The sequence below is a fragment of the Methylococcus geothermalis genome (assembly GCF_012769535.1).
GTDB lineage: Bacteria > Pseudomonadota > Gammaproteobacteria > Methylococcales > Methylococcaceae > Methylococcus > Methylococcus geothermalis.
Map to the genome: position 1 here is coordinate 1004286 of NZ_CP046565.1, position 17614 is coordinate 1021899.

Sequence of the window (17614 nt, forward strand, 5' to 3'; positions counted from 1 at the left end):
GTTGCGATTCTCTAGAACAGGGGCAGGCCGCAGACGGCCTTGCCGATGAAGTCGTACAGCACGTCGGAGGTGGGCGCCATCACCGCCGCCGCGCGGGCGTCGCGGAACGGGCGCTCGATGGCCAGATCCTTGCGGAAGGCCGCCCCGCCGCACACCCGCATGGCGGTATCGGTGACCGCCAGCGCAGCCTCCGCCGCGGCCGCCTTGACTTCCAGCACCCGCAACAGGGCATCGTCCCGTGCCGATGCCAGCGCCTCCAGGGTGTCGTTCAGCAGCGCCTCGACCCCGTCGGCGCGGATGCGGGCGCGGGCCAGGTAGGCGCGCAGCGTGGGCAGGTCCGCCAGGCAGGAGCCCAGATGTTCCAGCCGGGTCCGGCCGGCGTGGGCGCAGGCGCGCTCCAGCGCCGATTCCATCAGGCCGAGCGAGCAGGAGGCGTTCAACACCGAAAAGATCGGCAGCACGACCTCCATCATGATGGCGAAGCCGCCCCCATCGGCGCCGAGCCGCGCCGTGGTCGGCACCCGTGCGCTTTCGGCCACGATGGGCGCCGAGGCGTTGCCCCGCAGCCCCAGGCCGTCGAACGGCTTGGGCCGACGCAAGCCGGGGTTGCCGGCGGCGACCAGCCAGAGCGTGCTGGCGCCTTCGGCTTGCACCGGCCGCGACGACCACACGTAGGAATCGGCCTCGCCGGCCGAGGTCACCATGGTCTTGGCGCCGCTCAGCAGCACATCGTCGCCGTCGGCCGAGGCGACGCCCAGCGGCGCCCAGAAATGGCTGCGCGAGCCGGATTCGGAAAAGGCGAGGGTGGCGAGATGGCGGCCGGCCGCGATTTCGCGGCGCAACTCGGGCGGGCCGTATTTCTCGACGACCGCCGTGGCGCAGTAGTGCATGGTCACCACCATGGCGGTGGAGCCGCAGGCACGCGCCAAGCGCGACACCACGGCACTGGCGTCGGCCAGCGAGCCGCCGAGCCCGCCGACCTCGGCCGAACTGATCAGCCCCAACAGGCCGGCCTGGCCCAGGGCGGCGACGGCGGAGCGTGGAAACAGGGCGTCGCGGTCCACCGCCTCGGCGGCCGGTGCCACGACGGACGCGACGATATCGTCCAGGGCTTCGAGCTTCTTCATGGGCAGACCTGTCACATGAAAAAAGCCGGTCGGATGAGACCGGATGGGCCGCAACCAGGCACGCGGGCCGGGTTCGCGGTGGCGTGCGGCGAGGCTCGTTTCAGACCGCGCCGGCCGGCACATTTTGCCACGGCGCCGGGCCATCCGTATGCATTTTCGCTCCGGAGGCACTCGAAAGCCGTATTCTCCGGCTGTCCGGAGGCGCGAAGCCAGCCTACCCATGGCGCCACCGGTGGACTGTCAGGTGTTCCGACGAGAGGCAGGCATGACGGCTTCATCCAGCCGTTTCTCCCTTGACTTTTAGGGGTGACACCCGCCGCATCTCGCTCCAGGTTGCCGAGGTGAACCGATCTGCCCATGCCGCAGTCCCCGCATGACACGGGCAAAACGCTCTTGCCGGCGCGGGTCCTGATCGTGCATGGCGTCACTTGGACCGGATGCTGGCGGAAGAGAATGGGAGTCGAACCCACCTGAGGCCGTCTCACGGCCCCATCCGGTTTTGAAGACCGGCCGCCCCACCGGGGACGCTGCTCTTCCGAAGTCGGGCGGATTCTATCGAAAAAACCGGGGGCCGCGGCGTTTTAGAACTCCAAGGTTTCGTTGCGAAGGCGGTGGCTGTCCTTGACGCGGCGGGTCAGGCCGATGCGGTCGAAGAATTCCAGGATGTGGATGGCGAGCTTGCGGCCGGTGCCGATACGGTTGCGGAATTCGGCGGCCAACACGGCGCCGTCCGGGCTGTCGCCGGCGGCCTGCCGGACGATGGCGGCGAGTTGGGCGACGGCGGTCCGGTCGAAGTAGTGGTCGTGGGCGACGCGGTACACCCGCCCGAGCCGGGCGGTGCGCATCAGCAGCCGGCGCACCGCCGTTTCGTCGAGGTTCTCGGCGCGGGCGATGTCGCGTACCCGGGGTGGCTGGAACGGCTCGGCGGTCAGCCGCGGCGCGAGACGGTTCCACAGGGCTTCGTCTTCCGGGGCGAGGCTGAGTTCATGGCCGGGCAGGTGCCACCAGGAGCCGTCGCGGCGGCACTGGCCATCGGCCAGCAGCTCGGCCAGGAGCGCACCGAACGCCGGGCGTTCCATCCGGGGCGCGGTGCGCAGGCGCAGCTGCTCGGTGTTGAGGCCCAGCGAATCGGGCACGTCTTGATGTTCCTGCCGCAGGGCGGCGATGACCTCGGCGCGGAGCGCCGCCCAATGCGCCGGGGAAAAGGCGAGCGGGCTGGCGCCGTCGATTTTCTTCAGGGCCAGCTTGGCGCAGAGTCTGTCGGTCTCGGCTGCGGTCAGGTTGGCATTGGCGGCGAAGGCGCCGAGATCGACGCCGTTCGGCGCGCAGTCCAGCAGGGCCCCGAGCCGGGTTTCGGGAAGGTCCTGTTCCCAGGCGGTCAGGATGGCGCGGCGCTGCGGCGAGCGGCGGCCCCGGGCAGGAGGCTGGGTGTCGAGCACCGTGCCGCCGGCCAGGGTTCGCTGGGCGGCGGCATCGCGCAGGATGCAGCGGTCGCCCTGGACCGCGCAGGTGGGCTGGTCCAGCACCAGTTGTGCCCAGGCGCTCGCGCCCGGCTCCAGCGTGTCCGCTTCGAGCAGGGCGACATGACCGGCGGACCGGAACGCGCCGAGGTGGACGTGCACCGGCGTCCAGTGGCGCAGCGGCCGGGCTTCGCTGCCCAGCAGCCGGAGCCGGACGTCCAGCCGCCGCGTCGGCCGCTGCAGGGCCGGCGCCAGCACCCAGTCGCCGCGCTGCACCTCGTGTTTTTCCACGCCGGCCAGATTGAGGGCGCAGCGCTGGCCGGTCTGGCCGGATTCCGCGGGGCGGTTCTGGGCGTGGATGCCGCGGATGCGGACTTTCAGGCCGGACGGGGCGACGAGCAGATGATCGCCGGCGCGGACCTTGCCGGAAAACACGGTGCCGGTCACCACCGTGCCGATGCCGGCGACGGTGAAGCTGCGGTCCACCGCCAGGCGGAAGCCGCCGCCGGGGAGGCGGGCGTCGAGCCGGGCCGCCGCCGCTTCCAGATGGGCGCGGAGTTCGGCCACGCCGGCGCCGGTGTGGGCCGATACCTCGAACAGCGGGCAGCCGGCGAGGCGGGTGCCGGTCAGCATGGTTTCGATTTCTCCCCTGGCTGCGGCGATCCGTCCGGCATCGGCGAGATCGGTCTTGGTCAGGGCCACGGCGCCGTGCGCGACGCCGAGCAGGTCGATGATCTGGAGGTGTTCCACGGTCTGCGGCATGGGGCCGTCGTCGGCCGCCACCACCAGCAGGGCGAAGTCGATGCCGGTGGCGCCCGCCAGCATGTTGTGGATGAATTTCTCGTGGCCGGGCACGTCGACGAAGCCGAGGATGTCGCCGCTGCTCAGCGGGGTATAGGCATAGCCCAGGTCGATGGTGATGCCGCGGGATTTTTCTTCCGCCAGGCGGTCTGCGTCCACGCCGGTGAGCTGCTTCACCAGGGCGGTCTTGCCGTGGTCGATATGGCCCGCGGTGCCGACGATCATCCCGGGAATTCCAGCAAAGGCAGCTGGCCGAGGAAGGCCGCCTCGTCCTCCAGGCAGCGCAGGTCGAAGCGCAGGCCGCCATCTTCCAGCCGCCCAATGACGGGGAGGGGCAGGTCGCGGAAGGCTTGCGCCAGCCGGTTGAGGGCGCGCCCGCCGCCCTGCTGCGGGCGGAGGACGAGACAGGCGCTGGGCAGGCGGTCGAGCGGGAGCGAACCGCTGCCGATCTGGCTGCGGCAGGCTTCGACCGAAACCACGGCGCGTGCTCCCAGCGAGGCTTGCACGGCGGGCAGGAGACGCTGCGCCGCCGCGCGGATATCGGTTTCCGTCCGCGTCAGCAGCCGCAGGGTCGGCAGCCTTTCCGCCAGCCATTCGGGGCTGCGGTAAAGCCGCAGGGTCGCATCGAGGGCGGCGAGGGTCATCTTGTCCACCCTCAGGGCGCGCTTGAGCGGATTGCGCTTGATCCTGGCGATCAGCGCCTTGCATCCGACCAGGATGCCGGCCTGAGGGCCGCCCAACAGCTTGTCCCCGCTGAAGCTGACCAGGTCGGCGCCAGCGTTCAGCGCGTCCTGCGGCGTCGGTTCCTTCGGCAGGCCGTAGGCACCGAGGTCGACCAGGGTGCCGCTGCCCAGGTCTTCGACGAAGGGCAGGCCGTGGGCGTGGGCCAGCTCGGCGAGTTCGGCTTCCGGCACCGAGGCGGTGAAGCCTTCGATGGCGTAGTTGCTGCGGTGCACCTTCATGATCAAGGCGGTGCGCGGATTCAGGGCTTCCGCGTAGTCTTTGCGGTGGGTGCGGTTGGTGGTGCCGACTTCGCGCAGCCGGGCGCCGGCGCGGGCCATGATGTCGGGGATGCGGAAGGCGCCGCCGATCTCGATCAGTTCGCCGCGCGAGACGATGACTTCCTTGCGCAGGCCCAGGGTGTTCAGCAACAAGAACACGGCGGCGGCATTGTTGTTGACCACCGTCGCAGCCTCGGCGCCGGTCAGTTCGCGGATCAGGCCGTCGATGTGGTCGTCGCGGTCGCCCCGGCGGGCGGCGTCGAGATCGTATTCCAGGTTGCTCGGCCGCGCCAGCACCGCCAGCACGGCTTCGACCGCTTCCTCCGCCAGCAGCGCCCGCCCCAGGTTGGTATGGAGCACCGTGCCGGTGAGGTTGAACAGCGGCCGCAGGCTCGGGCTGAACTGGGCTTGCAGGCGGGTCCGGCAGGCCGCGGCGATCCGGCTTGGGTCGACCGGCGTTTCCGGTTGCGTCTTCAACGCCTCGCGCAGTGATTCCAGCTCGGCGCGGAGCGCGGCGACCACGGCGGTGTGGCCGTAGCGCCGTTTGAGTTCGGCGATGTCCGCCTGGTTCAGCAGGCGGTCGACCGAGGGCAGGCGGGCGTGTGCGGACGAAGGCATGGCGTCGGTGGTGTTTGGGGGAAATCGGGAACCGGGTGCGGTCGAAGAGCCGAAGCGCGATCCCACGGAACGCCGCTGGCATGGGCGACGCGGGTCTTCCGTCAAGCTCTCCGGCGCGGCGATGATCCGGGATTGGCCCTGCCGAGGCAGTTCATCCAACGTTTTCTTGGCGGAAGGCTCCAGAACGACCTCGTAGGCCCTCTTCGGCTTTCACCGCGCCTAGGTGCCCCCTTCTTGCATGGCATGCCCGGCGTCGTCGAGCCCCAGCACGATCAACCGGCGTATGGCCGCCGAGCGGGGCACGCTGACGTGCGGTTCGGATTCCAAGGGACGGGCATCGATATCCCCACACCGCAGGCGTTCGGGCGGGAGCCGGACTGCGGAAGGGGGCTTGCGGGGAAGGCAGGTCGGCATGGCGGTTTCCGACAGCAGGGAACAGAGGGTGTAGTCTATCGCAAGACATGCTGATGTTCGGCTGACTTCTGCTTCATCAGCCGCCCGGCAGCAGCAGCGGATTGACCCCCAGCCGCCGATAACCCTCCTCTGCCATGAGGATATCCAGGGCCAGGCTGGCGATGTCGTCGGCGAAGGGATCGATGGCGGCGTCCTTGTCGCGATCCATGATCTTCACGTAGGTCATGCAATCGCCGCAGCCTTCCGCCTTTACCGCCTCGCCCAGGCCCTCGATGGCGAAGTAGGCCACGTCCTTGCCCGAGCCGCAGTCGATGCACTGGACGCGCGGCCGGTGCCATTCGCATCCGCACAGGCCGCAGACCAGGTAGCGCAGGCCGTGGACAGCCCCGCCCGTCTGCAGGAGAGAGGCGACCGGGAGGGAGCCGCAGACCGGGCAGGCAGTGCCACTCTGCGCCGGGCCGATCTCTTCTCTCGCCAGGCGCGAGGCAAACGAAGTCATGTGGACCTGCAGGGCTGCGGTCACGAGGGGGGCAATGCCGGCCTCGATGCGATCGAAATCGCCCGCCAGAACGCGGCCGCCCCAGGCGGCCAGTTCTTCGTCCGTCGCTCGCCGGATGCGGTCCAGCAATGAGGCGAGCCCGGCCTCTCCCGGATTCAGCCGGTCGACGATCGACCGCAGCGTTGCCCGCCATCCCGGATTTCCCGGCTGGCCCGATCTATCCCGCGGGAGCGTGGCGGCGGCCATTTCCCACAGGCCATGCTGAACGTCGGCCAGATCGGCCATGAGATTCAGGTAGCCGGCCAGCGAGGAACGGGAGTCGGCCCACTGGCGGAAGCGGGCCGCGCGATGGCGGAACGGGCCGTCGGTGGGAGGGAGACGGACGACGGGGATTTCTGTGCCGCTTCCGGCGAAGGGGTTGTTTTCCATGGGATGGGAGGTAGGTGGGTAGATCGAAGCGCCGTGAGCCATTTTCCCAGAAATCGCCGCGGCCGTCCGATCAATGGCGTTCGAGTGCCAGATCATTCGCGATTTTGATCGCATCGATGATCGGTTCATCTAGGCTATAAACATCGCATTCGACCTGCTTGCCTTTCAGTTGATGCTGACCACAAGATACGAAGCGCCAATCTTGGCGTGTTCCGTCTTTCACCGACTGAGTGAATACGAGCGACCTGCTGAGGTTGCGCGTCAGCGACTGGAGACGAGCCGAAGTGTTCACCGCATCTCCAAGGATGGTGTAATCCATCTTAATGGATGAGCCGATGTTCCCCTGAATCACGGTGCCCTGCGAGAGACCGATCCCACAGTAGAGAAATTTGAGCAAGCGACACTTGCCCGCCTGCTGTCGCAGTCGTTCAAGCTTCCACAAGATGTCGAGGGAAGCCTGTATGGCATCATCTGCTTGCTCGGGATTGAAATGGGCCATGACGCAGTCGCCGATGTATTTCGCGACCTCGCCGCCATGAGTCACAATCGTGCTGCTGCAAACCTCGAGAAAGTGGCAAACGACTTCGGCGGCCTCCTCAACGGGGAACGCCTCGCTGATAGAAGAAAACCCGACGATATCCCCGAAAAAAATGATTTTTTCGGTTCTCTGCACCGGCAGGGTGAGTGGGTTAATGCCCTGGGCCAGAGCTTTGATGACGCTTTTTTGAGTGTATTTTTCGATGATTCGATGTGATTCCCCGATGTTCTGCAGCAGCACCCGCATGGCTAGCAGAACTTTGTCGCTAACCTTATCTAGGTTGACCGTTTCCATCGACCATTTCGGGAACAGTCGCTCGGTGAGAGCGTTTTCCGTCTTCAGGCATAGAACATCCCGGTGCCTGGGGTCGAGTTTGATCGTTTCGAAAAGCTCACTGACTGCCTGCTCCCTTCCTTCGATGATCTGGAAAAAGAGTCCGTTCACGCAGAGCAGCATCCCGGTCACTCCGCGTGACCGATTGTTCCGCGCGGAGAACCGCCCCAGTTCGTCTATCTCCTCGTCACTGATGGCACGAGCGAAGCTGCTGATGTAAGTAATTCTTTTCATAATGAATTGCCCCGGGAATCGCGGAGGCTGGTTAGCTTAAGTTAAAGTAGCAGTCTCGTCCTTTTCGGTGAGTTACCGCCAGTAGTTTGCCTCAGCTTCGGCCGGAGGGATATACTCGATCGGCGCCAGCAGGCGTTGACGGTTGAACCAGTGTACCCATTGCAAGGTTGCCGGCTCCACCGATTCCCGGGGCGATTCACACACCCGATTTCCAGACTAGGAGATATCCAGATGCATAAAATAGCCAAGATGGTCGCTTTATCGCTTGTTCTGACAGGCATGGCTTCGGCGGCGGCGCCCGTGGTGCTATACACTGGGCCTGCGAGCGAATGGAGATGTCCGGGCTCTTGAGTCCGCTTGCGGCCAGGATGTCCACGATCTCGGTGGACACCACCGCACGGCTGACGATTTGCTGGATGGCCTGCTCCCGCTCTTGCGGGGTCACGCTCGTTTTCATCGATGCCGGTCTGCGCACCATCACGAGCCTCAAAGGGTCTGACGCGTCGCGGGCACGGCGGGCCAAGAGATCGCGCCGGCCGGCTTTCGGGTCATAGGGTTCGATCACCGCCAGCAGCTCCGGCCATGGCACCGCCCGCTCCATCTCGGCCAGAAACTTCTCACGCCGGTCGGCAGCAGGAACGCCATTCTCCACGCCATCGGCTACGGCCTCACCCCGCACAAGGAGAGAGGCTCCGTCAAAATCGCGCATGGCCAAACAACTGGCGGCGAGTTAAGGAGGAATTGAAACGACGCCCGCCCACAGGATTGCGACGGCTCCGGAAGCTACCGAAGATCGTCGCCGGATTCTTCCGGCACCCGGCATGCCGTTATACCGAAGCGTGACGATCTTTTTTTGACGTTTGGTAAAACGCAATAAAACGCACCCGGGCTGGGCTGCATCAGTCCTTCAGCCCTAAAAGGACGATGCCGGCAATGAGTCCGGCAAACAACGTCGTACCGATAAGAAATGGAAAGAGCAAATCCCTCTGGTTCCGCCGGATATACCGTCGTATCCTGCGCCTCAGCGATCGGGGTTCTGCCATTCGCCACTCCCCATTGTTGTGGATGATTCATACAATCATAGTCCACGCCCGGGAAGAGTTCAGCGGCTATCGAGCAACGAGGCGTTTCCAAAGCTGAACCAACGCCTCGTGCAAGCCCAAGCCAATACCCTCCGGAATCGAAAAGACACACACCGTGTGCGGCCGCTTTACCCTCAACCCTCGAAGACATCACCGAAACCCTGACGGCCTGCGTAAACTCGTCCCGCTCAAATAGGGATTGCTCACCAGCGGATCATCGGGCGAACCGATCGAAACCTGCACCGTCACCGACGCCAACGCACTCATGCGCCCGATCCACGACCGCATGCCCCTCATCCTCTCCCCCCGCCTACGACGTCCGGCTCGATCCGGTTTTCCATGATCGGGAAGCCCTTCAGTCCCTCCAGCGCCCGTACCCCACCGATGAAATCACCGCCTGGAAAATCAGCGCCCACGTCAACGGGCCACGGAACCACGATGCCGAATGCCTGGGAGCCCGTAGAAGAATTGGAAGAGTGAGAAGGAGCGCTGCAGGTCTGTTTCGCTCAATTGGTTTAAACCATACCCCACCGGGTGCATACCACCAAATGCAGACGCCGGTTATCTCTTCACCCCTATAAAAAACAAATCTATCATATATGGCACGTCTTTTGCTTTGGGTGTCTCTTGAACGGTAAAATGCATCTCGCCAGAAGTTCTTTGAAGCCGTATCCCGGACCCTTATCGTGAACGAGGACTCACCCATGAAAAACTCCATGAGAACAGCTTTATTTCTTCTAACCGCGGGCCTTTTGGGATCCGCAAATGTCCAAGCGCATGAAGCGCGTTGTCTTAAGAGCACTGTCCATAACGACCCTTGTTATTATCTCGTCCTTGTCGGGTTCACTCACGAACCTGCCATGGCCAATGAAATGAATGGTGTCGACCTGTGGATCAAGAAGAATGTTGGCACCCCGACCACGCTAGACCTAACAAAGACCGTTCCGGATTTTGACGACGATACCAACAACGGGGGAGCCCGATATGTCCCGGTCGATGTGATGAAGGAAGACACTATCATGAACGTGATGGTGCACGTCTTACGGCTCAAGAAACAAATCCACGTCACGAGCGACTCTGACAAGAACGTCATTAGCGCCACCATGCTCACGCCATACCTTGGCTATGACATGATGGGACCCCTCGTACAAAGTATGGATCCCATGTTCAACTATAAATATACGGCACGGTTCATGACTGGCCCAACCGGCCCGAAAACTGGCGCGTCCTCCAATGTTCAGGGGGTAGGTGCGTATGGATTTCACATCATGGCGATGATTAACGATGAAATGTATGACGAATTCTTCGTTTGCGGCGCCGGAACGACTAACCCCACAGGCGATGCTTTTTCCTGCGTTGGCTCGCCTCAAAAGATCAAATAGACCCATGACGAGCCTGGGGTTCCGCGCTAGGCGGTCTCCTGGCTCCGATAAGGAAGGCTCGAGTCGTCGAACCGATACCCGAAGCGTTCAGCGTCGGCATTCGGGTGACTGATGACCGCGCCACGTCTGTGCTCGGTTGTAGTATGAAATACACCGTGCCCGCCGCGCAGCTCAAGACAGCGGCTGAGTGTTGTTCGGTTCGCGCGCGATGCGGTACGCGAGCAGCATGGGAGGCGCCGCCGCTGCCTGCCATCCGCCAGCGCCTTCTGGCTGAGGCTCGTGTACAGGGACAGGGAGCCGGCGTCGGGTATCGACCCGGCGCTGGTGTGGCGGTCGGCGCCGGGATGGTGTGGGAGCGTGACGATATATGGATCAGATGCGGTTTCAATAGATCATCGAAGCCCCGATGCTTTCATTTCCCCACCAAAAGTAAGCGTCGTATTCGTCGCCATAGCGAATAACATGCTGGTGTACGGCGTCAACAGGATGAGACCGGGGGGGGCCGCTAGGCCGTCTCCTATCGCCACCCTGCTTCCTGCTAAGGCGAAAATAAAGGCTGTGAGTCTTGTACTTGCGCCGGATTTGACTGCTCTCGTAATACCTGTGGGGACCAGGCCGGCGCGGATGGCCGCTTCGTCATAGGTTCGGCCTTTCGGCGTCATGCCATGCGCCTTTAGTTTTCCTTTCTATCGGCATGGCCGAGGCTCCGTCCGGGGGCGATGCGGTCACGGATGCGCTGCTTCAGTTCGGTGATTTCCGGAAACCTGCCTTCCTTTTTCCGGGACCAGACCAGCTCGTCGTCGACCCGTACCTCGAAGATGCCGCCCGTACCCGGCTTCAACGTCAGTTCGCTGATTTCCTGGTCGAAGGTCGTCAGCAGTTCCTGCGCCATCCAGGCCGCCCGCAGCAGCCAGCGGCATTGTGTGCAGTAGAGTATTTCGACGCGATTGCTCATGGTGTCTCCTGATGGCCATTAACCTCTTGGGCATTCATGCCGACGCGACTGCGGCGTGCCGATAGAGAGAGATAGTTCTGGAAACCGGCGAACATCCGGCCGATTTCCTCCGGCCGGCCCCGATCGGCCAGGGCGTCGGCGATCGTGTCGTGATACTTCATGCGCAGCAACGGCGCCAGTTTGGCCTGATCCAGCTCCATCCACCCCGCTGCCGAGGTCATGGCACAGCACCAAGTCGAGGAAGGCGTGCTGCTTGTCGCTAGAGCGGCCGTGGAACATCGCCCTGGCCCTCGCCGCCCCCAGGACACGTCGTCCCGTTGGATGAGGCCGCTCAGAGGCTTGCCGTCGTCGGGCTCCTTCATGGCCTGCATGATGTTCTGCCTGACACGCCGAGCGGTGTTGTCGGAGACCCCGCAATCCGCCGCATCAGCGCCGACAGGCCGGTGGTGGCCTGGGTGATGAGGTGGGTCGCCGGGAACCGGAGGGTGAGCGAAGGTTTGTTCGAACATGGCTATCCGTGGATTGCGGGGCCGGGTCTTTCCCCCGGCGCCCTGCTTGGGGGCCGTTTTATACACGGATGATCTTGGCTCAACAACCAGCGCCGCTATTTGTCGCGTTCCGGACAAGCTCGACCCATTCCAGAGGATTTGTGCCGCCTCAAACACGTTCAAATCGTGTGGTAATTAAATCAAGAGCTTGTTTTTTCTCGACATTCGTTTCTGGTACGCCGATTGCTTGGTCTTCAACGTGAGTGTCTACCAGTGTTCCGCGCCGGGCGCTTCAAGCCGGTGGGTAGCGAACGAATTCAAGGGGCGTGGCGGGACGAAGCAGCGACGGGCAAACGAATCTAGGAGTCTAGCAATGCAAACAGTGCAGAACCATACGGCGGCGGGGTCCGCGGGCGTCAATGCCGCGGTGAATATCGAAGACATCATGCAGCAGGTCGCAGAGCACAAAGGCTGCGGCACTTCCGGCGGCTCCGGCAAGGCGAGCTGTGGTTCGGGCGCGGGCGAGAACGACCTGCCGCCGGAAATCTGGGAGAAGGTGAAGAACCATCCCTGCTACAGCGAAGAGGCGCATCACCACTACGCGCGCATGCATGTGGCGGTGGCTCCGGCCTGCAACATCCAGTGCAACTACTGTAACCGCAAGTACGATTGCGCCAACGAGAGCCGTCCTGGCGTGGTGAGCGAAAAGCTGACCCCGGAACAGGCGGCGAAGAAGGTGCTGGCGGTCGCGTCCACCATTCCGCAGATGACGGTGCTCGGCATCGCCGGCCCCGGCGATCCGCTGGCCAATCCGGAAAAGACCTTCAAGACCTTCGAGCTGATCGCCAAGACCGCGCCGGACATCAAGCTTTGCGTGTCCACCAACGGCCTGGCTCTGCCCGATCACGTCGAGCGGCTATCCCAGTACAACATCGACCACGTCACCATCACCATCAACATGATCGACCCCGAGGTGGGCGCCAAGATCTATCCCTGGATCTACTACAACAAGAAGCGCTACACCGGCGTCGAGGCGGCCAAGATTCTGACCGACCGCCAGTTGCAGGGTCTGGAGATGCTGACCGAGCGCGGGATTCTGTCGAAGATCAACTCGGTGATGATTCCGGGGATCAACGACCAGCACCTGGTCGAAGTGAACAAGGCGGTGAAGTCGCGCGGGGCCTTCCTGCACAACATCATGCCTTTAATCTCGGCGCCCGAACACGGCACCGTGTTCGGCCTGACCGGCCAGCGCGGCCCGACGGCGCAGGAGCTGAAGGCGCTGCAGGACCAGTGCGAAGGCGAGATGAACATGATGCGTCACTGCCGCCAGTGCCGCGCCGACGCGGTGGGCCTCTTGGGCGAGGACCGCAGCGCCGAGTTCACCACCGACAAGATCATGGAGATGGAGGTCAATTACGACCTCGATGCACGCAAGGCTTACCAGGAAGCGGTGGAAAAAGAGCGTCAGGCGGTGGTGGCGGCCAAGCAGGAAGAACTGCAGACCCTGGCCGGTGCGCATTCCGACATCAAGATGCTGATCGCGGTGGCGACCAAGGGCGGCGGCAAGGTCAACGAGCACTTCGGCCATGCCACCGAGTTCCAGATCTACGAGCTGTCGACCTCGGGCGCCAAGTTCGTCGGCCACCGCCGGGTGGATCTCTACTGCCAGGGGGGCTACGGCGAAGAAGACACGCTGGGTACGGTGATCCGGGCCATCAACGACTGCCATGCGGTATTCGTGGCCAAGATCGGCGGCTGTCCGAAGAACGATCTGAAGACGGCTGGCATCGATCCGGTGGACCAGTATGCCGGCCAATTCATCGAGCAGTCGGCGATTGCCTACTTCAGGGAGTATCTGGAGAAGGTGGCCGCCGGCGAGATCGAGCATGTGGTCAAAGGCGATGCGGAGATTCGCCAGGGCGCCTTGATCGCGGCTTGAGACGACAGTTGAAAAAGGCGGGTTCCCTCGCCCCGACCCCTCTCCCACGGGGAGAGGGATTCGAAGCTCCCTTTTCCTTCTGGGACAAATCTGCCGGGAGCAGATTTGCATTTACCCGAAGGGTGCCAGGCACGACGCTTGGCATGAGAAGGGCCGGGGATGAGGGTACCCCCAGGAGTTTGAAACATGGCTTACATGATAGTCGAAGAAAACTGCACGGGCTGTTGCGCCTGCGAGCCGGAGTGTCCGAACCAGGCCATTTCGGAAGCGAGCAACGGGCTTTTCGTGATCGATCCGGCCAAATGCACCGAGTGCATTGGCCATTACGACGAACCGCAGTGTGTGGCGGTGTGTCCCATCGACCTCACCTGCATCATTGACGATAACTACCCGCGATACGAAGCGGCTTAAGGGGAACCTCCATGGATTTAACCATCACTCCGAGTGCGGAAAAGTTCATTCAGCGCATGGTGCGTTTCGGCGGGGCCGGGCCGGATGCGGGCTTCCGGCTGCTGGTCAGCCCGGGCGGCTGCTCCGGCCTGGCGTCGGAATTCAGCGTCGAAGCCGCGCCCTTGCCGGGTGATGCCGTCGTTACCGTCCAGGGACTGAAACTGTTCCTGCCCGCGGAGAGCCGCTTGCTGTTGCAGGGCGTGACCATGGATTTCAAGGACACTCCTTTGCAGAGCGGATTGGTGTTCATCGATCCGAAAGCGACCGGCTGCGGCAGCTGCGGCACCAGCGCGGCGGGCGCCGTTCCGGCCGAAGCGGCGGTGTCGATCGCCAGCATTCCCATCAAGAGCGCCTGAGACGCGGCAGCGATGGGTATGGCCGACAGCGCGGCACTGAAGGATACGCCGGTTTTCGGCGATCCGGTGGCGGAATGCCTGGGCGAGGGTTTACCGGCGGAGGCGGAGCGGCATCTGCGCCTGGCCGGGCAGAACTATCACCGGGACGAAGTGGCGCTGGCGCATCTGCAATCGGCCTGGGCGCTGGCGCCGGGGCATGCGGCGGTCTATATCGGCAAGTACCGGTTCTATTTCTACAAGAACCGGCTGGCCGAAGCGTTGGAAATCGCCAAGGAATGCCTGGTGAAGGCGGCGCTCGACAACGGCATGTCCCCCGATTGGCGGGAGGCCAAGCCGGCGGATGCGAATTTCACCAGTTTCGAGGCCATCCTGCCGCGGTTTTTCCTGTTCACGCTCAAGGGCTATGCCTATCTGCAGATGCGTTTGGGCAACCTGGACGAAGGCCGGGCCGCGGTGGAGAAGCTGTTGGAGCTGGACCCGGCCGACAAGCTCGGCGGCAACGTGTTGATGGGCGTCCTGGAGAGGCAGGCCAATGGGGACGACGACGAATGACATCGATGAGGCGCGCGACTGGCAGGGCAAACTGCTGGACTGCCGCACGTGCGAGCAGCGGGAGGGCCTGACCGAAGGTCGCTGCCATCTCGGCCACGCCTGCGTCCACGACCTCTACGCCCGCCGTATCGATCGGTTCTTCAAGTGGAATCCGGATCTGGCCAAAGCCTACCTGGAGCACCCGTATTTCGAGACCCGGGCGGTGGCGGCCAAGCACGTGGAGCTGTTCTATCTGCCGCGGCTGGTCGGCGACCCGGACGAGACCGTGCGGCAGAGCGTGGCCCAGCGTCTGCCGGTGCGCTCCAGGCAGTTCGAAATCCTCCGGCGCGATCCGCACCGGGACGTCCGGGTCAGGGTGGCCGAGCGGCTGGAGCCGGGCGATTTGGCCGCGATGATAGGCGACGAGGACTATTTCGTGCGCCAGATCGTGGCCCGGCGTTTACCGCCGGGGTTGCTGGTGAAGATGATCCACGACCGCGACCCGGAGGTTCGCAAAGTGGTGGCGCAGCGGATCGCGCCGGAATGGCTGCCGACGCTGGCGGCGGACCGGGAGGTCGGCGTCCGGCTGGCGGCGGTCAGGCGCATGGACAACAAGCAGTTGAAGCAGTTGATCAAGGATCCGGACTGGCGCTTGCGTTACGAGGTCGCCAGCCGCCTGGAACTGGCGGATTTGGAGCCTATGCGGGCCGACCCGGACCCGGCGGTGCGGGAACTGGTGGCGCAGCGGCTGGGTGAACCGCCGGGCGAGGCCGTGTTGCCGGAAGCGTGTTAGAGATGAATCGAGGGGATTGCCATGGGTGATATCAGTCGAGACAGCGATAGCAATGAATTGAACGACCCGCCGCGTTTCAACTTCGGCGAAAAGGTCAAATCAAAGAAGGTGGTGCGCAACGACGGCACATTCAACGGCGCGGAAATCGGCGAGGTGCTGGTCAAGAAAGGCGAGGTCGGCTACGTCAAAAGCATCAACACCTTTCTCCAGCAGTTCTACATCTACGCCGTGGATTTCCCCGACCGGGGCTACGCGGTCGGCATGAAAGGGCGGGAGATCGAGTCGCTCGACAATCCGCCGCCGCCGAAAGAGGCGCCGGAAACGAAGGAGGAAGCCGCATGATCGACCAACGCGCTCCGATTTACCAATGGGGACAAAAGGTCGCCACCGAAGTCGACATCTTCAACGACGGCAGCTACCCGGACCATGAGTCGGAAGCCCTTCTGGTCGCCGCCGGTACCGAGGGCGAAATCGTCCAGATCGGCCATCACGAGGAAGCCAACATTCCGGTGTATCTGGTCGAATTTCCGGGCGGTTACGTCATCGGCTGTTTCGAGGAGGAACTGCGCTCGGAACAGAAATCGGTCCAGGTGGCGGGGCTGCTCTAGCGGATGGCGACGGTGGGCCGGGTCATCGGGTACGGAGGCGGCGTCATGGGCAGCATTCAGGCGACAGTGAATCCCCAACCCAACGAGCTGGACCGCAAACGTATCGAGCGTTCCATCAAGGCCCGCAAGCGTTACCGCTATGTCACCCCCGAGGTGCATCCGACCGAGGACGGCTATCTGATCCAGAGCTCGTGCTGCTCGCGCAACATCGATCCCAACGGCGGCGTCATCGACATCGCCCGGCTGGAGTTCAAGCCGAACAGAGGCTGCTGGTGGCTGTACCACAAGGATCATGAGATCGGACATTGGATCATGCACGGCGAATACCCGTCTCTACAACAGATCCTGGCGCTCCTGAACGAAGACCCGAACAGGCGGTTCTGGCAATGAGCAAGACCTCGATTTACCTGGACAACAACGCCACCACGCAGCCTGCCCCGGAATGCGTGGAGGCGATGACGGCCTGCCTCAAGGCGCATTACGGCAACCCATCCAGCAAGCACCATTTGGGCGAGGCCGCCAAGATGGAAGCCATCGCCGCGCGGGGGAAAGTGGCGGCGTTGCTGGGCGCCTCGCCGGCGGAGATCGTGTTCACCAGCGGCGGGACCGAATCCATCCATCAGGCCATTCTGGGCGCGCTGGCCTTGGCGCCGGACAAGCGCCGGGTGGTGACCAGCGCGGTGGAGCATCCCGCTACCTTGCTGCTGTTGAAGCATCTCGAAGCGCAAGGGATCGAGGTGGTCAGGCTGCCGGTCGACGGCCAAGGCCGGCTCGATCCGGCATTGTTGGAGGCCGCGGTGACGCCCGACACCGCTCTGCTGAGCCTGATGTGGGCCAACAACGAAACCGGCGTGCTGTTCCCCGTCGAAGCGGCGGCAGCGCTGGCGGCGAGCCGGGGCGTCCTGTTCCATTGCGACGCCGTGCAGGCCGTCGGCAAGCTGCCCATCGATTTGAGCAAGGTGCCGCTGGATTTCCTGTCCCTGTCAGGGCACAAACTGCATGGTCCCAAGGGCATCGGCGCGCTGTTCGTGCGCAAGGGACGCAAGCTGCCGCCGCTGCTGTTCGGCCACCAGGAGCGCGGACGGCGCGGCAGCACCGAGAATCTGCCGGGCATCGTCGGGTTGGGCGTGGCTGCGGAACTGGCACAGGCGTATTTGGCGAAGGGCGGCGACGGCGTCGCCCAGCTGCGCGACCGCCTGGAAAGCCGGTTGCTGGCGGCGCTGCCGGGCGCTTCGGTCAACGGCGCCGGCGCGCCTCGGGTGGCCGGGACCTCCAGCTTCAACCTCGGCACCGTCGAAGCGGAACCGGTGCTGGACAAGCTGGACCGCGCCGGGATTTGTGCATCCGCCGGGGCTGCCTGCAGCGCCGGCGGCACCGAGCCCTCCCATGTGCTGACCGCCATGGGGCTGGGCGCCGAGGGTGCGCTGGCCACCCTCAGGTTTTCGCTGAGCCGTTACACCACGCCCGCCGAGATCGACGCAGTATGCGGGCTGCTGCCGGACATCGTGCGAACCATGCTGGCCGAAGCGGCGTGAGCGCCGGCCGGATGGGAAATGACCGATCGATCGATTTT

General features: G+C 64.0%; 20 protein-coding genes and 1 tRNA gene. 11 read left to right on the forward strand and 10 right to left on the reverse strand.

What is annotated here, in order from left to right:
• Positions 1-11 precede the first annotated feature (11 nt).
• The 8 genes from GNH96_RS04850 to GNH96_RS15975 all read right to left on the reverse strand — a co-directional run bounded on the left by GNH96_RS04850 (position 12) and on the right by GNH96_RS15975 (position 7932).
• Positions 12-1127 (reverse strand): acyl-CoA dehydrogenase family protein, encoded by a 1116-nt coding sequence (locus GNH96_RS04850; RefSeq protein ID WP_169602646.1) that lies wholly within the window; start codon positions 1125-1127, stop codon positions 12-14.
• A gap of 441 nt (positions 1128-1568) precedes the next feature.
• Positions 1569-1664, reverse strand: a tRNA-Sec gene (locus tag GNH96_RS04855).
• A gap of 44 nt (positions 1665-1708) precedes the next feature.
• Positions 1709-3613, reverse strand: coding sequence for a selenocysteine-specific translation elongation factor (selB, locus tag GNH96_RS04860; protein ID WP_169602647.1), 1905 nt, complete (start codon positions 3611-3613; stop codon positions 1709-1711).
• On the reverse strand, positions 3610-5007 hold the full coding sequence (gene selA / locus GNH96_RS04865) for an L-seryl-tRNA(Sec) selenium transferase (RefSeq protein ID WP_169602648.1): 1398 nt from the start codon (positions 5005-5007) through the stop codon (positions 3610-3612). The genes selB and selA overlap by 4 nt, the downstream gene beginning before the upstream one ends.
• A gap of 219 nt (positions 5008-5226) precedes the next feature.
• On the reverse strand, positions 5227-5421 hold the full coding sequence (locus GNH96_RS04870) for a hypothetical protein (RefSeq protein ID WP_169602649.1): 195 nt from the start codon (positions 5419-5421) through the stop codon (positions 5227-5229).
• Between the two features lie 76 nt (positions 5422-5497).
• Positions 5498-6391 (reverse strand): formate dehydrogenase accessory protein FdhE, encoded by an 894-nt coding sequence (gene fdhE, locus GNH96_RS04875; protein WP_169602650.1) that lies wholly within the window; start codon positions 6389-6391, stop codon positions 5498-5500.
• A 28-nt stretch (positions 6392-6419) separates the two neighbouring features.
• A complete protein-coding gene (locus tag GNH96_RS04880) occupies positions 6420-7454 on the reverse strand; it encodes a BLUF domain-containing protein (RefSeq protein ID WP_169602651.1) in 1035 nt (344 codons plus the stop codon).
• Between the two features lie 196 nt (positions 7455-7650).
• Positions 7651-7932, reverse strand: coding sequence for a type I restriction enzyme endonuclease domain-containing protein (locus GNH96_RS15975; protein ID WP_323848044.1), 282 nt, complete (start codon positions 7930-7932; stop codon positions 7651-7653).
• Between the two features lie 803 nt (positions 7933-8735).
• On the opposite strand from GNH96_RS15975, the gene GNH96_RS16300 reads away from it, so the two are divergent.
• Both GNH96_RS16300 and GNH96_RS04895 read left to right on the forward strand, forming a co-directional pair.
• Positions 8736-8879 carry an SOS response-associated peptidase family protein gene (locus GNH96_RS16300; RefSeq protein WP_407658839.1) on the forward strand — a complete coding sequence of 48 codons (144 nt, stop codon included), beginning with the start codon at positions 8736-8738 and terminating at the stop codon, positions 8877-8879.
• A 517-nt stretch (positions 8880-9396) separates the two neighbouring features.
• Positions 9397-9918, forward strand: coding sequence for a hypothetical protein (locus GNH96_RS04895; RefSeq protein ID WP_228720018.1), 522 nt, complete (start codon positions 9397-9399; stop codon positions 9916-9918).
• Between the two features lie 673 nt (positions 9919-10591).
• On the opposite strand, the gene GNH96_RS04900 is transcribed toward GNH96_RS04895, so the two are convergent.
• Both GNH96_RS04900 and GNH96_RS04905 read right to left on the reverse strand, forming a co-directional pair.
• Positions 10592-10873, reverse strand: coding sequence for a SelT/SelW/SelH family protein (locus GNH96_RS04900; RefSeq protein ID WP_169602653.1), 282 nt, complete (start codon positions 10871-10873; stop codon positions 10592-10594).
• Entirely contained in the window at positions 10870-11094 is a 225-nt protein-coding gene (locus tag GNH96_RS04905) for a hypothetical protein (RefSeq protein ID WP_169602654.1), read from the reverse strand. The genes GNH96_RS04900 and GNH96_RS04905 overlap by 4 nt, the downstream gene beginning before the upstream one ends.
• Positions 11095-11734: 640 nt before the next feature.
• Here GNH96_RS04905 and nifB point away from each other — a divergent pair.
• The 9 genes from nifB to GNH96_RS04950 all read left to right on the forward strand — a co-directional run bounded on the left by nifB (position 11735) and on the right by GNH96_RS04950 (position 17576).
• The gene (nifB, locus tag GNH96_RS04910; protein ID WP_223163467.1) at positions 11735-13303 is read left to right on the forward strand and encodes a nitrogenase cofactor biosynthesis protein NifB; all 1569 of its coding nucleotides are present in this window, start codon (positions 11735-11737) and stop codon (positions 13301-13303) included.
• A 186-nt stretch (positions 13304-13489) separates the two neighbouring features.
• A complete protein-coding gene (locus GNH96_RS04915) occupies positions 13490-13714 on the forward strand; it encodes a 4Fe-4S binding protein (protein WP_169602655.1) in 225 nt (74 codons plus the stop codon).
• An 11-nt stretch (positions 13715-13725) separates the two neighbouring features.
• A complete protein-coding gene (locus GNH96_RS04920) occupies positions 13726-14109 on the forward strand; it encodes a HesB/IscA family protein (RefSeq protein ID WP_169602656.1) in 384 nt (127 codons plus the stop codon).
• Positions 14110-14127: 18 nt separating this feature from the next.
• A complete protein-coding gene (locus GNH96_RS04925) occupies positions 14128-14661 on the forward strand; it encodes a hypothetical protein (RefSeq protein ID WP_169602657.1) in 534 nt (177 codons plus the stop codon).
• Positions 14642-15433, forward strand: a complete 792-nt coding sequence (locus GNH96_RS04930; RefSeq protein ID WP_169602658.1) for a 4Fe4S-binding leucine-rich repeat protein — start codon at positions 14642-14644, stop codon at positions 15431-15433. The genes GNH96_RS04925 and GNH96_RS04930 overlap by 20 nt, the downstream gene beginning before the upstream one ends.
• A 21-nt stretch (positions 15434-15454) precedes the next feature.
• The gene (locus GNH96_RS04935) at positions 15455-15775 is read left to right on the forward strand and encodes a nitrogen fixation protein NifZ (RefSeq protein WP_169602659.1); all 321 of its coding nucleotides are present in this window, start codon (positions 15455-15457) and stop codon (positions 15773-15775) included.
• Positions 15772-16041, forward strand: coding sequence for a nitrogen fixation protein NifZ (locus GNH96_RS04940; RefSeq protein WP_169602660.1), 270 nt, complete (start codon positions 15772-15774; stop codon positions 16039-16041). Before GNH96_RS04935 ends, GNH96_RS04940 begins: the two co-directional genes overlap by 4 nt.
• Before the next feature lie 45 nt (positions 16042-16086).
• Positions 16087-16431: a DUF3024 domain-containing protein gene (locus tag GNH96_RS04945; RefSeq protein WP_169602661.1), complete on the forward strand. Its 345-nt coding sequence runs from the start codon at positions 16087-16089 to the stop codon at positions 16429-16431.
• Entirely contained in the window at positions 16428-17576 is a 1149-nt protein-coding gene (locus tag GNH96_RS04950; RefSeq protein ID WP_169602662.1) for a cysteine desulfurase family protein, read from the forward strand. The genes GNH96_RS04945 and GNH96_RS04950 overlap by 4 nt, the downstream gene beginning before the upstream one ends.
• Positions 17577-17614 lie beyond the last annotated feature (38 nt).

What these genes read in the sequence shown, in the direction of transcription:
- GNH96_RS04925 (WP_169602657.1), top strand. Translation starts at nt 14,128, where the DNA reads ATGGCCGACAGCGCGGCACTGAAGGATACGCCGGTTTTCGGCGATCCG.
- GNH96_RS04895 (WP_228720018.1), top strand. Translation starts at nt 9,397, where the DNA reads ATGGCCAATGAAATGAATGGTGTCGACCTGTGGATCAAGAAGAATGTT.
- fdhE (WP_169602650.1), bottom strand. Translation starts at nt 6,391, where the DNA reads ATGGCTCACGGCGCTTCGATCTACCCACCTACCTCCCATCCCATGGAA.
- GNH96_RS04950 (WP_169602662.1), top strand. Translation starts at nt 16,428, where the DNA reads ATGAGCAAGACCTCGATTTACCTGGACAACAACGCCACCACGCAGCCT.
- GNH96_RS15975 (WP_323848044.1), bottom strand. Translation starts at nt 7,932, where the DNA reads ATGGTGCGCAGACCGGCATCGATGAAAACGAGCGTGACCCCGCAAGAG.
- GNH96_RS04850 (WP_169602646.1), bottom strand. Translation starts at nt 1,127, where the DNA reads ATGAAGAAGCTCGAAGCCCTGGACGATATCGTCGCGTCCGTCGTGGCA.
- selB (WP_169602647.1), bottom strand. Translation starts at nt 3,613, where the DNA reads ATGATCGTCGGCACCGCGGGCCATATCGACCACGGCAAGACCGCCCTG.
- GNH96_RS04870 (WP_169602649.1), bottom strand. Translation starts at nt 5,421, where the DNA reads ATGCCGACCTGCCTTCCCCGCAAGCCCCCTTCCGCAGTCCGGCTCCCG.
- GNH96_RS04930 (WP_169602658.1), top strand. Translation starts at nt 14,642, where the DNA reads ATGGGGACGACGACGAATGACATCGATGAGGCGCGCGACTGGCAGGGC.
- GNH96_RS04945 (WP_169602661.1), top strand. Translation starts at nt 16,087, where the DNA reads ATGGGCAGCATTCAGGCGACAGTGAATCCCCAACCCAACGAGCTGGAC.
- GNH96_RS04880 (WP_169602651.1), bottom strand. Translation starts at nt 7,454, where the DNA reads ATGAAAAGAATTACTTACATCAGCAGCTTCGCTCGTGCCATCAGTGAC.
- GNH96_RS04940 (WP_169602660.1), top strand. Translation starts at nt 15,772, where the DNA reads ATGATCGACCAACGCGCTCCGATTTACCAATGGGGACAAAAGGTCGCC.
- GNH96_RS04935 (WP_169602659.1), top strand. Translation starts at nt 15,455, where the DNA reads ATGGGTGATATCAGTCGAGACAGCGATAGCAATGAATTGAACGACCCG.
- GNH96_RS04900 (WP_169602653.1), bottom strand. Translation starts at nt 10,873, where the DNA reads ATGAGCAATCGCGTCGAAATACTCTACTGCACACAATGCCGCTGGCTG.
- GNH96_RS04905 (WP_169602654.1), bottom strand. Translation starts at nt 11,094, where the DNA reads ATGACCTCGGCAGCGGGGTGGATGGAGCTGGATCAGGCCAAACTGGCG.
- GNH96_RS04920 (WP_169602656.1), top strand. Translation starts at nt 13,726, where the DNA reads ATGGATTTAACCATCACTCCGAGTGCGGAAAAGTTCATTCAGCGCATG.
- GNH96_RS04915 (WP_169602655.1), top strand. Translation starts at nt 13,490, where the DNA reads ATGGCTTACATGATAGTCGAAGAAAACTGCACGGGCTGTTGCGCCTGC.
- selA (WP_169602648.1), bottom strand. Translation starts at nt 5,007, where the DNA reads ATGCCTTCGTCCGCACACGCCCGCCTGCCCTCGGTCGACCGCCTGCTG.
- nifB (WP_223163467.1), top strand. Translation starts at nt 11,735, where the DNA reads ATGCAAACAGTGCAGAACCATACGGCGGCGGGGTCCGCGGGCGTCAAT.